Origin of the sequence: Rossellomorea sp. SC111, assembly GCF_024733565.1 — a bacterium.
GTDB lineage: Bacteria > Bacillota > Bacilli > Bacillales > Bacillaceae_B > Rossellomorea.
This window is the reverse complement of the sequence record NZ_JANIOC010000014.1, coordinates 12,243-26,000: the sequence shown is the minus strand read 5'-3', so window position 1 is coordinate 26,000 and position 13,758 is coordinate 12,243. Positions and strand designations below refer to the sequence as shown.

Annotated in this window: 13 protein-coding genes; 12 read left to right on the top strand and 1 reads right to left on the bottom strand. The window is 44.9% G+C overall.

The window, feature by feature from the left end; translation table 11 throughout:
* Nucleotides 1–126 precede the first annotated feature (126 nt).
* The 9 genes from NQ095_RS17470 (at nt 127) to murC (ending at nt 10,885) form a co-directional block, all read left to right on the top strand.
* On the top strand, nt 127–630 hold the full coding sequence (locus NQ095_RS17470) for a hypothetical protein (protein ID WP_258264722.1): 504 nt from the start codon (nt 127–129) through the stop codon (nt 628–630).
* Between the two features lie 597 nt (nt 631–1,227).
* The gene (locus tag NQ095_RS17465; RefSeq protein ID WP_258264721.1) at nt 1,228–2,259 is read left to right on the top strand and encodes a PTS sugar transporter subunit IIC; all 1,032 of its coding nucleotides are present in this window, start codon (nt 1,228–1,230) and stop codon (nt 2,257–2,259) included.
* Nucleotide 2,260: 1 nt separating this feature from the next.
* Nucleotides 2,261–2,578 (top strand): thioredoxin family protein, encoded by a 318-nt coding sequence (locus NQ095_RS17460; protein ID WP_258264720.1) that lies wholly within the window; start codon nt 2,261–2,263, stop codon nt 2,576–2,578.
* A 170-nt stretch (nt 2,579–2,748) separates the two neighbouring features.
* Nucleotides 2,749–3,558: a DUF1444 domain-containing protein gene (locus NQ095_RS17455; protein WP_258264719.1), complete on the top strand. Its 810-nt coding sequence runs from the start codon at nt 2,749–2,751 to the stop codon at nt 3,556–3,558.
* Nucleotides 3,558–4,163 (top strand): YtpR family tRNA-binding protein, encoded by a 606-nt coding sequence (ytpR, locus tag NQ095_RS17450; protein WP_258264783.1) that lies wholly within the window; start codon nt 3,558–3,560, stop codon nt 4,161–4,163. Before NQ095_RS17455 ends, ytpR begins: the two co-directional genes overlap by 1 nt.
* A gap of 565 nt (nt 4,164–4,728) precedes the next feature.
* Nucleotides 4,729–7,527, top strand: a complete 2,799-nt coding sequence (locus NQ095_RS17445) for a DNA translocase FtsK (RefSeq protein WP_258264718.1) — start codon at nt 4,729–4,731, stop codon at nt 7,525–7,527.
* A gap of 111 nt (nt 7,528–7,638) precedes the next feature.
* The gene (locus NQ095_RS17440; RefSeq protein ID WP_258264717.1) at nt 7,639–8,742 is read left to right on the top strand and encodes a nicotinate phosphoribosyltransferase; all 1,104 of its coding nucleotides are present in this window, start codon (nt 7,639–7,641) and stop codon (nt 8,740–8,742) included.
* Between the two features lie 8 nt (nt 8,743–8,750).
* On the top strand, nt 8,751–9,407 hold the full coding sequence (locus NQ095_RS17435) for a hypothetical protein (protein ID WP_258264716.1): 657 nt from the start codon (nt 8,751–8,753) through the stop codon (nt 9,405–9,407).
* Nucleotides 9,408–9,565: 158 nt separating this feature from the next.
* Nucleotides 9,566–10,885 (top strand): UDP-N-acetylmuramate--L-alanine ligase, encoded by a 1,320-nt coding sequence (gene murC / locus NQ095_RS17430; protein ID WP_258264715.1) that lies wholly within the window; start codon nt 9,566–9,568, stop codon nt 10,883–10,885.
* A gap of 85 nt (nt 10,886–10,970) precedes the next feature.
* Here the strand turns inward: murC and NQ095_RS17425 are convergent, their stop codons facing one another.
* Nucleotides 10,971–12,086 (bottom strand): aminopeptidase, encoded by a 1,116-nt coding sequence (locus NQ095_RS17425; RefSeq protein ID WP_258264714.1) that lies wholly within the window; start codon nt 12,084–12,086, stop codon nt 10,971–10,973.
* 201 nt (nt 12,087–12,287) lie between these two features.
* Here NQ095_RS17425 and NQ095_RS17420 point away from each other — a divergent pair, with 201 nt between their 5' ends.
* The 3 genes from NQ095_RS17420 (at nt 12,288) to ytxJ (ending at nt 13,738) form a co-directional block, all read left to right on the top strand.
* Nucleotides 12,288–12,809: a DUF948 domain-containing protein gene (locus tag NQ095_RS17420; RefSeq protein ID WP_258264713.1), complete on the top strand. Its 522-nt coding sequence runs from the start codon at nt 12,288–12,290 to the stop codon at nt 12,807–12,809.
* Nucleotides 12,810–12,825: 16 nt separating this feature from the next.
* Nucleotides 12,826–13,308, top strand: a complete 483-nt coding sequence (locus tag NQ095_RS17415) for a YtxH domain-containing protein (protein ID WP_258264712.1) — start codon at nt 12,826–12,828, stop codon at nt 13,306–13,308.
* 115 nt (nt 13,309–13,423) lie between these two features.
* Nucleotides 13,424–13,738 (top strand): bacillithiol system redox-active protein YtxJ, encoded by a 315-nt coding sequence (gene ytxJ / locus NQ095_RS17410; RefSeq protein ID WP_258264711.1) that lies wholly within the window; start codon nt 13,424–13,426, stop codon nt 13,736–13,738.
* Nucleotides 13,739–13,758: the final 20 nt, after the last annotated feature.

Sequence of the window (13,758 nt, the reverse complement as noted above, 5' to 3'; positions counted from 1 at the left end):
TTGGAAGGGAATTCAACCATCCTTCCCATGAAAAAGGCAGAATTTCTTATTGGAAGGGTTGAAAGGGGGACTTTGTGAGGGTATCATAAGCGTAGGTCCTAGGTATGAAAGGGAGGGAAATCGAGGATGAAAACCACAGCATCGATCATTTTCTTTATACTATTGCTTATTTTAGCAGGATGCAATACATCGATCGACCAGGAAAAAGAGGAGACGGCAAGCGTGGTGGAGGGAGCTTTGAACTCCAATGAGAAAGCCGGTGAAGACGCTGGGAACATCAGCTTTTATCTCCCGTTTGGTGCCAAGATAGAAAAAGAGTCTCCTTACAATATCATTATTTCAAAAAGCTCTGATACGTTTATACTTTTTACCAACCCTCAAGAAGATAAGGATAGTGAACTTCTATATAAAATGGCCATTAATGACAAAGAGAGTCTCGTGAAGCATGGGACTTTTAAAGAAGACAACCTGTTAGGGTATTATGTCATTAAGGAATTGCCGGATACAGAAGAATACGAACTTACTGTAGGAGTGGGCGGAACGAAAGTAACAACTCAGTCAGAAATGAAAGACTTGGCGGATAACGCTGAAATGATGATGAAAATCGCAGCATCAGTCAAACACAACTAGATAGATATAGACCGGTCTTTTTCTGTGGAAGCAGGGAGGGGGCGGTCTTTTTTTGCTTTTATTTAGCCTTCGCGAGGTTTGTCCAAGTGAAAACATGGACCGTTCCTTTCCGCTACAATCCACTCTGTGGTACGACACTTTTTTCCATATTGAAAATAACACCACCTTCACACAGTAAACTACAAGCTTAAACTCAATATTCATTGCAACTATGTTAAGTCCGTTGTCCACGTCATTTTAGCTAGTCCATTAACAGAATTTTTTCATGGGATGTAAACAGTCATCGATTTCTTCCAATCGTCACTAGTTAGCTCTGTCATCCGATTCCTTTTTGATGGTTAGGGGAATTGCGTAGACTCCTCCGGAACAACGGGCAGGTTGAGACCCCGGAAGCGAAGCTGAGGAGGCTCGGCCGAACGTCCGCGGAAAGCGAAGCAATTCCCCTAACCATACTGTACATCCAGATTGACAGAGGCCAGAAAGTCATATCAGCTGGAGAATGGGAGAAAATACTCTTTGGTTTAATGAAAATAATAGACAAATCAAACATGTGTCTTTACACTAGTAAAAGGAAATGTATATAGAGGAGTGAGGGGCATGAGAGGATATTTAGAGAGAAAAGGCATTACGTTGTCTGCGAAGACGTATTTTATAGATGCTTTAAGTTATATGGCACTGGGGTTGTTCAGCTCGTTGATCATTGGATTGATCATCAAGACGATTGGAGAGCAGCTTCCCCTTCCAGCAGGGTTAAGTGAATTCTTCATAGAGATGGGGACTCTTGCCATCAGCTTGATGGGGCCGGCGATCGGTGTGGCGATTGCCTTTGGCCTTGGGGCACCTCCACTGGTCATATTCGCCGCCGTGGTGACAGGGGCAGCCGGAGCCACTCTTGGAGGACCGGCAGGAGCGTATGTAGCGGCAGTCCTATCAACAGAAATTGGAAAGCTCGTCAGTAAGACAACGAAAATAGATATTATCGTGACGCCATTTGTCACGATTTTTGCAGGTTTCACGGTCGCTTACTTCATCGGTCCCGGAATTGCAGACTTTATGAGTATGTTTGGAAGCTGGATCAGCTGGGCGACGGAACAGAGACCGATCATCATGGGTATCCTTGTAGCGGCCCTCATGGGTCTTGCTCTGACGGCACCCATTTCAAGTGCAGCCATTGCGTTGATGCTTGATTTGAACGGGGTCGCTGCCGGAGCCGCCACGATTGGCTGCGCCGCTCAAATGGTAGGATTTGCCGTCATCAGTTACCGGGAGAACCGGGTGGGGGGATTGTTCGCCCAGGGAATCGGGACATCCATGTTACAAGTCCCGAATATCGTTCGGAATCCTCTTATCCTCATACCGCCGACTGTTGCAGGCATGATCCTCGCTCCCATCGGCACGACCGTTTGGCTGATGGAAAACAATGCAGCAGGTGCCGGGATGGGGACGAGCGGATTTGTCGGACAAATCATGACGTTCAAAACGATGGGATTCAGCTGGGATGTCACAATGAAAATCCTTCTGTTGCATTTTGTTGGACCTGCATTCATAAGCCTGTTAATATCTGAATATATGCGTAAACTAGGTTGGATCAAACCAAACCAAATGACGATTGAAACAGGGGGCAAATAAAATGCGTAAACTTGAATCAGTGGAAGAATTCCATCAGTTGAAAGAAAGTGGGAAGCATGTATTCATGTTCTCGGCCGACTGGTGTCCGGATTGCCGAATCATCGAACCGATCCTGCCGGAAATCGAAAGTGAGTACGGAGAGTATACATTCTTATATGTAGATAGAGATCAATTCATCGACCTTTGCATTGAGCTTGATATCTTCGGAATCCCGAGCTTCATCGCCTACGGTGACGGCCGCGAACTTGGTCGCTTCGTAAACAAAGACAGGAAATCAAAAGAACAAATCGAGGACTTCATGAACTCATTAGCATCATAACTAACAGCAGAGGGGTCTCCTGAAAAATGGGATCCCTTTTCTTTTTCCCTAAAACAAAAGGTTCCTTTTGTAATCTGGCCAATTTCATGTAAAATGTTATAAGTGAATGAAAAACGAAGGTTTAGGATCAGTACTTTCTATATAAATGTATCATCAAAGGAGGATCAGATTTGGACATTAAAAAGCTAAAAAGTATACTCCAGGAACGATTAGAGAAACCAAATCGTACGTTTACATATGATCGGGATAAAGATTCATTGCGGATTGAAAACACCATTACGAAAAAAGGGATCACCGTCGCCCTGCCGCCGATCGTATCGAAATGGAAAGAAAACAATAAATCCATCATCGATGAAGTGGTTTATTATGTAGAAGAAGCGTTAAATGTTATGGGAACCGAAACGGATCTTGGCAGTAAACAAAAGAAGGTCTTTCCTGTCATCCGTTCCACCTCTTTTACTACAGAATCCAATGAAGGGGTTGCACTCGTCACAGACGACCATACAGCTGAAACGCGTATCTACTATGCCGTTGATTTAGGGAAATCCTACCGCCTGTTGGATGAAAACATGCTGAAGGCTGAAGGATGGACTCATGAGCAAATGAAGGAGACTGCCCTTTTCAACGTCAGAAGCCTGTCAACAGACATGAAGAAGGATGAAGTAGCGGGGAACATCTTCTATTTCCTGAACAATAATGATGGATACGATGCCAGTCGCATCTTGAATGACGCCTTCTTAAAACAGGTAAGCAAGGATGTGCAAGGTGAGATGACGGTATCGGTCCCCCATCAGGATGTATTAGTCATTGGGGATATCCGTAATGAAACGGGCTATGATGTCCTTGCCCAGATGACGATGAGTTTCTTTACGACAGGAAATGTACCGATTACAGCATTATCCTTTGTATATGAAGAAGGAGAATTGGAACCGATCTTCATTTTGGCAAAAAACCGCAAGAAGGAAAGGGAGAAAAAATGATGAACGTATTTTATAACTTGGAAGGCATTGGTGATACCCTGATCGTTACACTGGATCCGGGCTTTGAAGGAGAAGTTCAACACGAAAGAAAAGAAGACGCAGCACGTTTATTCGATGAGAAAACAGGGAAAACACTCGGCTATAACCTATTCCATGCATCTAAGTATATAAGTGTAAGTGAAGTGGGACCTGTCGAAATGAATGATGAGAAGCTCCAATTGATCAATGAAGCCATCAAGAAGAACGGTTTCGATGAAGTATTGGAAGCGGACTTTTCACCAAAGTTTGTGGTAGGCTATGTGTCTGAAAAAGAAAAGCATCCTAATGCAGACAAGCTAAACATTTGTACCGTGGATGTCGGGGAAGAAACCCTGCAAATCGTCTGTGGTGCACCTAACGTTGACAAAGGGCAAAAAGTCGTTGTCGCGAAAGTAGGAGCTGTCATGCCAAGCGGGATGGTCATCAAGGATGCTGAACTCCGCGGAGTCGCATCATCAGGCATGATCTGCTCTGCCAAAGAACTGGCACTGCCGGATGCCCCACAAGAAAAAGGGATCCTCGTCCTTGAAGATACATATCAAGTAGGTCAACCTTTCACAGCATAAAAACGTATACCTGGGTCCGGAGTGTGGGCTCAGGTATTTTTATTTTTATCTCTATTTTTCTGTTTCTGAAAAAATAAGGTGCAAACATTTTGTGAAGATAACGACGACTTCTTACGTTATTTAATGAGTTCTGAGAATTTGACCGATAATTGTTAAGTTGATTGAAGCGGAAGATGCTCGACTCCTGCGGGAAACGCTGGACAGTACGAAAAGCGGAGGCGGCTCGCCCAGCCCCGACAAGCATAAGATGAATGTGCCGAGAAGGCGTTTTTTTGCCTTCTTGGACTATTTAGCTTATGACCTCGAGGGGCTTGCCGCCGTAGCTAGACAGGTGAGACCCCACAGGCGAAGCCGAGGAGGCCCACCGCCAGCCCCGCGGAAAGCGAGCATCTGGAGCGGAAATCAACCACTGCTCGCTCAGTAAAATTAAGTCGGAATTAGCTTAATAATACGTATTACATTCTCTTTACACCTATGTTTATTTCGACACAATCCTTTAACAATTCTCCTATTCTATCGAAATGACTCGAATTTTTCTCTTTACCTGATAAAATAAATAGTAAGTATGAAAGAAAGAGTGATGTTTGTGAGCTGGATTAAAAAAATATTTGGTAAATTATCAGATAATGATGAACAATTTGAAGAGTACTATGATGATAACCACGACGATGTTCAAGAGCCGGAACCGACAAAGGCTGAACGTAAACATATAGCAGGGCCAAATCATTCACGTGATATAGAAGCAAGGATGACATATCAATACCCTAAAGGGAATTTCCGATTTCCCCTTATATCAGACGGGGAAAACAGAGAGCGTCCCCGGAGAGCACAAAGAAATCAAGAAAGAGAAGAAAGAGAAAGAGAGAAGCCTAAAGAGCAGGAGCCGCGGCAGCCGAAGAATCGAAACCAATCTTCGGGCAGCCGGAAATGGAAAGAAGAGAAACAGTCCAAGCCCGTCAAGACAAAGAAAGCGACAAAGGTGGAAAAAGGAAACAGCCGTCCATTTACGCCAACAGAGATCCCTTCCCCCATCTATGGTTTTAGAGGGAGGCCGGTTAAGAAAGAAGAAAGTGTCGAATATGAGCTGAATAAGTTTTTACATAATGAAGAAGAGAGAAAAGAAGCAGTCATCGATCAAAAAGCTCTATCGATCGTAGAGGATGCCCTACCTGTTGTCGAAAAAACGCCTCCCTTTGCGACTGAGCAAGAAGCTACAGCCCCGGTAGGATCGCTTACGGATGAAGCGGAAGAAAGCAGCCTACCGGTAGACCAGCCGGTTCAAGTAGAAGAGATGCAAGCTCATCGAATGGATGAAACGGAACAAGATGTCGAAGGAATCACGGACACTCCCCCGACGTCAAGTGAGCGTATTTCACTTATAAATGAACCGGACCCGGTTGAAGAAGAACCAGATAGGTCAGTACATGGAGATACGATCCAAGAGGCAGGTCCGTCCCTCGTTACCGAAACAATGGAAACAGCCGAACCCGTACAGGAAATACCAGCCGGAGAGCCGGAGCATTCCCAACAAGAAACGGTAGTTTTGGAATCGGAGGATGAAGAAGTACCGGCTGTTAATGAGAACCCTGTCGAGCCGGTGGTTGAAGAAAATCCGGTAGTCGAAGAACCTGAAGCGACCGTATCTTCAGAACCGATCAAGAAAGAACCCGAGAGACGGAAGAGATCGCATCTTCCTTTTAATGTGTTGATGCTTAAACAAGATAAGCGGCAAATGGATACCCGCCGATCCTCCGTGCGTACGGAAGGTTCCCCTTCAATGGAGAGACAAAAGACCACAGAACCAATGGAACAGAAACCTCCTGTTCAAGAACGTGTTGAAACATCCGCTGCAGATGTGCAGCGTCCGGTGGAAATGCCTTCACAACAAATGCAGGTCCAGGGAGAAGAAGCGGTAAAGAGCTACAGTGAATTAAGCTCGTCATCGAAACGGACAAGAGACTATGTCTTCCCGAAAGTGGATTATTTAACGCCTCCCGTATCAAAGGAAATGAGTGAAGAGTGGCTGGATTCCCAAAGACTATTACTCGACGAGACCCTCCATAATTTCAATGTCAGGGCAAAAGTGGTGAATGTCACTCAGGGGCCGTCGGTCACCCGTTTTGAAGTGCAGCCTGAACCAGGGGTGAAGGTCAACAAGATAACGAATCTGACAGATGACATCAAGCTGAGTCTGGCAGCCAAGGATATCCGGATGGAAGCGCCGATCCCGGGTAAACACACTATCGGTATCGAGGTGCCGAACAGGGAGAGCCGTCCTGTATGCATCAGCGAAGTCATTGCAAGTCCTGCGTTCCAGGAACCGTCTTCACCATTGACCGCCGCTCTTGGACTGGATATTTCCGGCCAGCCCATCGTGACGGACCTGAGTAAGATGCCCCACGGTCTCATCGCAGGAGCGACCGGTTCGGGTAAAAGTGTATGTATCAATTCTATTCTCGTCAGTCTTCTATATAAGTCATCTCCGGATGAATTGAAGATGCTCCTCATTGACCCTAAGATGGTCGAGCTTGCACCGTATAACCGGATCCCTCACTTGGTGAGCCCGGTGATCACCGATGTGAAAGCAGCGACCGCCGCCCTTAAATGGGCCGTGGAGGAGATGGAAAGACGATATGAATTATTTGCCCACACGGGGGTAAGGGATATCAAGCGTTTTAATGAACTCGCCAAGCGGAATAAACAATACAGCGATATGCTTCCTTACCTGGTGATTGTCATCGATGAGCTCGCGGACTTGATGATGATGTCGCCGGCAGACGTGGAAGAAGCCATTTGCCGGATCGCCCAGAAGGCACGTGCCTGTGGGATACATTTGATCATTGCCACTCAGCGTCCTTCGGTTGACGTCATCACAGGTTTGATCAAGGCGAATGTACCGACAAGGGTAGCATTTTCCGTTTCTTCAAGCGTTGACTCAAGGACGATCATCGATGGTAGCGGTGCAGAGCGCCTGCTCGGTAAAGGGGATATGCTATTCCTTGAGAATGGCTCTTCCAAACCGGTCCGATTGCAGGGGACGTTCGTATCCGATGACGAAATCGATGACATCATCCGCCACGTAAGGGAGCAGCGGGAACCTGATTACCTCTTCCAACAGGATGAATTGATCAAGAAAGCACAGGTTACCGAGGAAGAGGACGACTTATTTTTAGAGGCATGTGAGTTTGTCGTGGATCAGGGCGGGGCATCTGCCTCAAGTCTACAGCGCCGATTCAGAATCGGTTACAACCGGGCCGCAAGATTGATGGAAATGATGGAGAGTAATGGAATCATTTCCGAGTCCAGAGGCAGTAAACCAAGGGATGTCCTCATTTCCGAAAGTGAATTGGAGACACTCGCATAGACTAGTACAAATATTTAATACATGGTATTCTGTTTATATCTGTCCGATGAGGACTATGTAAACAGAATACCTATTCTTTTTTTGTAGGAAGAGCCATAAGGAGCACTAGTGATGAAAGAAATCGAATTGAAACTTCAAGGAAAACTCAACAGGTTGACCAATCATACATTCAAGTTTGATGAAAGAATCAAGGATGGCTGGTTCTCAGCTGTCTATTTTTTAAAAACGAAGGAAATTGCCAAGAAACATAAACCGGATGCAGTCATCACCATGCAATTCTTTCAAAAGACACAGGCCGTGATTTGTGGAACGGATGAAGTCATCGCCCTTCTGCATACATTCGCTGATAATCCGCAGAATCTTGAGATCCATTCCCTGAAGGATGGCGACCAGATCTCTCCGTTTGAAACGGTGCTGACCATCAAGGGTCGTTATCAGGACTTTGGATATCTAGAAGGCATCATCGACGGAATCCTTGCGAGAAGGACGTCTGTTTCGACGAGCGTTTACAATGTCATGAAAGCGGCATCCCTATCGGGTAAACAGAAGCCCGTCATCTTTATGGGGGACCGTGATGATCATTTCACCCAGCAGGCGGGAGACGGTTATGCAGCCTTCATAGGAGGCTCTACAGCCCAGGCGACCCATGCCATGAATGAATGGTGGGGAAAAAAAGGGATGGGAACGATGCCTCATGCCCTCATTCAATTATTCAATGGGGATATCGTCGAGGCGACGAAAGCGTACAAGGAAACATTTCCTGAAGACGAGCTCATTACCCTGGTCGATTACAATAATGATGTCATTACGGACTCATTGAAGGTCGCAAGAGAGTTTGGCCAGGAATTAAAAGGGGTAAGGGTAGATACATCAAGAATGATGATCGATAAATATTTCCTTCGTAATCAGCATGTGCTTGGAACCTTTGATCCGCGCGGGGTCAATATACAGCTCATCAATGCATTGAGAGATGCTTTGGACGAAGAAGGGTACCGTCACGTCAAGATTGTCGTGTCCGGCGGCTTTAATGAAGAACGCATACGTCAGTTTGAGGAAAATCAAGTTCCAGTCGATATGTACGGAGTCGGAAGCAGTCTTCTGAAGATCCATGTTGGATTTACAGGTGACAACGTCGTCATCGATGGTTCCCCGGAAGCTAAGGCAGGAAGGAAGCTTCGTCCGAACCCCCGTCTGGAAAAAGTAGAATTCGAATAGGTGAGAACATGCAAGAACAGCAAAGCACGTTAGATCTTGAGCGGTTCAGGCAGAAAAAGCAGAAGATCGCTGAGGATCATATTGAGGAACTCTACAGGAAAGCATATGAGTACGCTTTGAAGGAAACGAATATAAGAGAAAAAGTAAGGGCTAAAATGCTTTTTTCTAAACGGTTTCTTCAACACGATGAGGCCCGGTTGGAGGCAGGAGTGGAGAAATTGTTTCAAGAATGGTTTCTATTTGATTATAAGACCATCAAAGGGCAGACCTTATTCTTTCAATTTCTTCAATCACATCCCCTTCAGGAATCAACTAAACTCCTGGGTGCCGTCGTATTGACGGCTGCCTGGGAACCCGTCTTAGTGAAAGAAAAAGAGGGACGGACCTTACGCTGTCAAACGATCGTTCAGGGAGATGAAGTGATTGTTAAAATGAACCCTGATTGGATAGAAAAGGAAATGATTGAAGAACACGTCTATTTCGTGAGGAAAGTCCCTCTGGTCGTTCATCAGTGGATCTTAGGTCCTGTTTTTCCCGTGAAATCAATGGACGATATAGCAAATTTGCAAACGCAGTATAGTCAAATGAATCACAAAACTGGGGTATTATGGAGAACGTTTTTAAAGGAAGAAGCGCCAAACTTCATTCTCCCAAGTCTTTCATAGCTTCTGCATGGTCAGGGATTTCAAAAAATGATATAATGTTTCAAGTTGAAGAAAGTACGCTTTTTTCTATACTCAATATCGAAAGCTAAAGACCGATGGCAAAATAAATATAGATTTCATATAATGCTTTAAGATAGACGATTGTTGGAGGTTCTATTATGACGATATATCATTTCGTAGGAATAAAGGGGTCGGGCATGAGTGCATTAGCCCAGATACTCCACGATATGGACTACGAGGTCCAAGGATCTGACGTAGATAAGTATTTCTTTACTCAGAAGGCTCTGGATGAATCAAATATAAAAATACTACCTTTCCAAAAAGAAAACATTGGAGGGGATATGCATGTGATCGCAGGGAACGCCTTCCCTGACACACATGAAGAAATACAAGCGGCTGTGGAACTAGGACTGCCTGTCACGAGATATCATAAATTTCTTGGTGACTTCATGCAGGAATTCACAAGTGTTGCCGTAACGGGAGCGCACGGAAAAACATCGACAACCGGTTTATTGGCGCATGTCATCAGTGGCGCGAAGCCGACTTCCTTCCTGATCGGGGATGGAACCGGTAAAGGCGAAGTGGATGCGAATTACTTTGTATTCGAAGCATGTGAGTACAGAAGACACTTCCTGTCTTACTTCCCTGACTATGCCATCATGACGAACATTGATTTCGATCATCCCGACTACTTCGCCAATGTCGATGACGTGTTCTCTGCGTTCCAGGAGATGGCCATGCAGGTGAAAAAAGGAATCATCGCATGCGGGGATGACGAGCAGTTACAAAAGATCCAGGCACAGGTGCCGGTGGTATTCTACGGATTTGCCGAGGAAAACGACTTCCAGGCGAGAAACGTATCACGGGACAGAACGGGTACGTCATTTGATGTGTTTGTTCGCAATGAATTTTATGCTGCATTCAAAATCCCGACATTCGGTGACCATAACATCATGAACGCTTTATCCGTCATTGCCATTTGTCACTACGAAGAGCTTGATACAACCATCGTTCAAGAACGACTGAGCACATTTAAAGGGGTCAAGCGCCGTTTCTCTGAAAAAGAAGTGGGGTCACAGATCCTGATTGATGACTACGCTCATCATCCGACTGAAATCAGGGCAACCGTTGATTCGGCAAGACAGAAATATCCAGAAAAAGAGATCATCGCTGTCTTCCAGCCTCACACATTTACACGGACGCAGACCTTCCTGACAGAGTTTGCCGAAACGCTAAGTCTTGCGGACAAAGTGTATTTATGTGAAATCTTCGGTTCCGCAAGGGAAAACCACGGGAAACTTTCCATCCACGATCTTGAAAGTAAAATCGAAGGATGCGAAATCATAGACGAACAAGATACGACCGCTTTACTCAAACATGAAAACGCCGTACTGATTTTCATGGGAGCGGGGGACGTACAAAAGTTCCAACAAGCATATGAGCACAAACTTGAGGAACAATTGAAAGAAGATAATTAATAGATGTTGCCGGTTCTTACGTGAGCCGGTTTTTTTTATGTGAAAAAAAACCACCGTCATAACCCTGACGATGGCTTCAATACTCTTACTTCAAATTCTCCGGATTCAACACTTCAAGCTCTTCGATGACAAACCTTCCATCTTTTCGAATCAATACATCATCGAAATAGATTTCGCCGCCACCATACTCAGGACGCTGGATCATCACCATATCCCAGTGGATGTTCGAGTGGTTCCCGTTATATGCCTCTTCGTAGCATTCACCCGGTGTGAAGTGGAAGCTGCCGTCGATCTTCTCGTCAAAGAGGATGTCCTGCATCGGATGCTGGATGAACGGATTCACTCCGATGGCGAATTCCCCTACATATCTCGCCCCTTCATCCGTATCAAAGATCTTGTTGATCCGGTCTGTATCGTTTGCAGTGGCTTCGACAATCTTTCCTTCTTTGAATGTCAATTTGACGTTTTCGAACGTAAATCCGTTATATGGAGATGGCGTATTATAGGAGATCACGCCGTTCACCGAATCCTTAACAGGTGCACTGTACACCTCACCATCAGGAATGTTCAGGCGGCCCGCACACTTCACTGCAGGGATGTCCTTAATGGAGAAAGTGAGGTCCGTCCCTTCACCGACAAGGCGGACTTTATCTGTGTTGTTCATGAGTTCGACGAGGTTATCCATCGCTTTGTCCATTTTGCTGTAGTCCAGGTTGCAGACATCGAAGTAGAAGTCTTCAAAGCCTTCTGTGCTCATGTTGGCGAGCTGTGCCATGGACGCAGTCGGATAGCGGAGAACGACCCACTTCTTCTTAGGAACGCGGATTTCTCTATGTACTTTCTTCCCGATTGTATTTCCATGGATCTTCATCTTTTCGTCCGGCACATCAGACTGCTCGCTGATGTTATCACCTGCACGTAAACCGATATAGGCATCCATCTGCTCCATGACACTTGCTTCGAAGCCTGCGATCATATCATACTGCTCTTCCTGGGCCCCCATTAATAAGGCGCGGTCGACTGCGTGATCTTTAATGGATACGAAAGGATGTCCTCCTGCTGCATACGCTTCTTTCACGAGAGCCGTCACCAGTTCACGCTGTAATCCGAAGTTTTCAATCAGTACTTTCTCTCCAGCCTGTAATTGGACTGAATATTGAATTAAATTTTTCGCCAGTTTTTCAATGCGTGGATCTTTCATTATATTTTCCCCCTTATATGTAGTCTTTTTTATTGTACCCTAAAATGCGTTGGCATGACTTGTCCAAAATATGAAATACTAAACATGAAAAAAATATTATTTTTTCATGCAGGAAAAAGGTTTGGGGAGGAAGAAATACTAGTATAATGTTTATTTGTTCATCATATGGGTAAAGAGTTCCTATACATGGAGGTGTGGCATATGGAAATCATTCTTTATCTAAGCGTAGCTGTCATAGCAGTTGCATTTTTCATTTTGGTAATGAGTTTAATGAAAACTTTGAAGTCCCTCGGCTCTACATTAGATAGTGTTTCAACGACAATGACCGGACTTGAGAGCCAGCTTCAAGGAGTAACAAAAGAATCTACAGAATTACTACATAAAACAAATTTATTGGCTGAGGATATCCAGAAGAAGTCTGAGGATCTGAACACAGTTGTTTATGCGGTAAGAGATGTAGGGCATTCCATCCAGAACCTTAATAACTCGGTGAAGAAGGTAAGTACTTCCATTTCAACTGAACTGGAGCGCAATCAAGGAAAGATTTCACAGGTGGTTCAATGGGGAAATGCATTTATTGAGTTAAAGGACAAATGGAAACAAAAACAGGAAAAACAGCCAACACAACATGATGTGGCTGATGTTGCTGTCCCAAACCAAACATCAAAGGAAGTTCGTACTCGGGAAAAGGTAGTTAAAAGAGCAAGATCTTATAACAATTAGAGAGGGGAATTATTACATGACTCAACAGTACAATCAAAATCAAAATCAAAACCAGACAAACGACAACAATAACATCAACTCAAAGGACTTCATGATCGGGACACTGATCGGGGGAATCGTGGGAGCTGCAGCAGCCCTTCTAATGGCCCCGAAATCCGGTAAAGACCTTCGTCATGATATCAATGAGAAAACGGTCGTCCTTAAGGAAAAGACAGGCCAGTGGAAAGACACAGCTGTAGAGAAGAGCAATGAGCTTGCAGCAGTGGCAAAAGAAAAATCTTCTGCCCTAACAAAATCCGTACAAGAGCAGTCCAACAATGTGGTTGGGAAGCTGAAAACATACCGCTCTAATAACAACGAATTGGAAGAAACAAATGAAGAGGTTCCAGCAGTTTCAGTAGCGGGAACGACACCTGTGGATGAAACAGAAGATGTGAATCAGAAGCTTGAAGAAACGAAAAAAGCTTTTGACGAAACTGAAAAAACATACAATCAATAATCATTGATTCAAAGGGCGGTGAAGTGATATGATGACTTCACCGTTTTTTTGTTGAAATGAAAGGGTCTATAAATCGCTAAGGAACTATTACTAGTATGAAAGGAAGTATGGAAATATGAAAAAGATCGATACCGTTCAGGAGTTTGAAAAACTTTCCGAGACAAACCCGCGTTTCTTCTTTATGAAACACAGTCTCACTTGCCCTGTAAGCTCGAATGCCTTTACCGAATACCAGTCATTTTTGAACAAGCATGAAGGGGAAGATGGCTACTATCTAGCCGTCCAGGAATCCAGGGAACTGTCACAGCATATCGCCGAAAAATACGGTATCCGCCACGAATCACCCCAGGCCTTCCTCTTCATAGAAGGAAAACCGGGCTGGACCGCCTCACACTGGAAAATCACCGAAAGCGAACTGGATAAGCTATAAGGGAAAGAGGCAGGGACATA